Below are 1,004 nucleotides of genomic sequence, written 5' to 3'. Positions count from 1 at the left end.
ATCTCATAGCTGTTCTCGATCACATAGCCGCCGATGGCGCGCACCGGCCGGAAGCGCCAGCGGCGTTCCCAATCGCGAATCACCCGCAGTTTCATAGCGCTGGCGTCTCGGCGTCAGCGAACCGCGCCGCCATCGATCAGATCGAAGGCGAGGAACTGATCGTCCTCGATCAGCTCTGCGCGCAGCGCGACCTCGGCCTGCCCCGCACCTGGCGCATGTATCGTGGCGATCCAGTGGACCTCAGCCTCGTCCTGCGCGATCAGATCAACGATTGCATGACCATCGAACCGGAAGGCCAGGAACCGGCGCACATGGGCTTCAATCGGCATTTCCGGCTCAACGGCCAGCACGTTTCCTACCAGCTTCATCCTCGGCCTCCCGGATCTGATTCCATCTCGCCCAATGAGAACATATCAAGAACGAAAGAGTCTAGATGACCCCCCATCACAACGCCGTCACGGCACGCGGTCAGGTCAACAGATGAAGTGTGCCGTCGGGCAGTGGCCGCTGCAGATGCTTGGCGATATCCCAGGGCGCGGACAACCAGGCCTCCCACTCGCCCGGCGTCCGCAAGATCACCGGCATGGCCTTGGGGTGGACCGCGCCGACCTCGGCATTGGGCTGGCAGGTTAGGAAGCCGAACAGGTCGTCGGTCGTGGCCCCGTCCTTGACCTTGCGAATGCTCGTCCAGCCTCGCGTGTGGATGCCTGCGAACATGATCGGCTCGCGGTCGGCCGGCTCGAACCAGACCGGCTTGCGGTCAGCGCCGGGCTCACTGAAACGCGCCACCGGCACGAGACAGCGGTTCTCGGGGCCGAGCCATCGGCGCCAGTGCGGCGATCCGACGTTGCGAATGTTCGTCACGCCGCTGTCCCGACCAGATACGGGCAGGTATTGAGGAGGCGTCGGCATGCCCCATCGCGCCTGGGCAATCTCGGGGCCGTCTTCGCCGTGCCGGATGATGGGCGCAAGGCGGTCGGGATACACGTCTTCCTGCCATGCAG

2 protein-coding genes are annotated in these 1,004 nt (G+C 64.4%); both read right to left on the bottom strand.

Going from position 1 to position 1,004, the window contains the following annotated elements; translation table 11 throughout:
* Positions 1-113: 113 nt before the first annotated feature.
* Complete coding sequence (locus ACFOMP_RS07105; RefSeq protein WP_379028943.1) at positions 114-368, bottom strand: hypothetical protein; 255 nt, start codon at positions 366-368, stop codon at positions 114-116.
* A 100-nt stretch (positions 369-468) separates the two neighbouring features.
* A partial coding sequence (locus tag ACFOMP_RS07100; RefSeq protein WP_379028941.1) for an SOS response-associated peptidase family protein occupies positions 469-1,004 on the bottom strand: 536 nt, incomplete at its 5' end.

The organism is Paracoccus simplex, assembly GCF_042648325.1.
GTDB classification, from domain to species: domain Bacteria; phylum Pseudomonadota; class Alphaproteobacteria; order Rhodobacterales; family Rhodobacteraceae; genus Paracoccus; species Paracoccus simplex.
The sequence above is the reverse complement of the archived record's forward strand: the minus strand, read 5'-3'. Positions and strand labels throughout refer to the sequence as shown.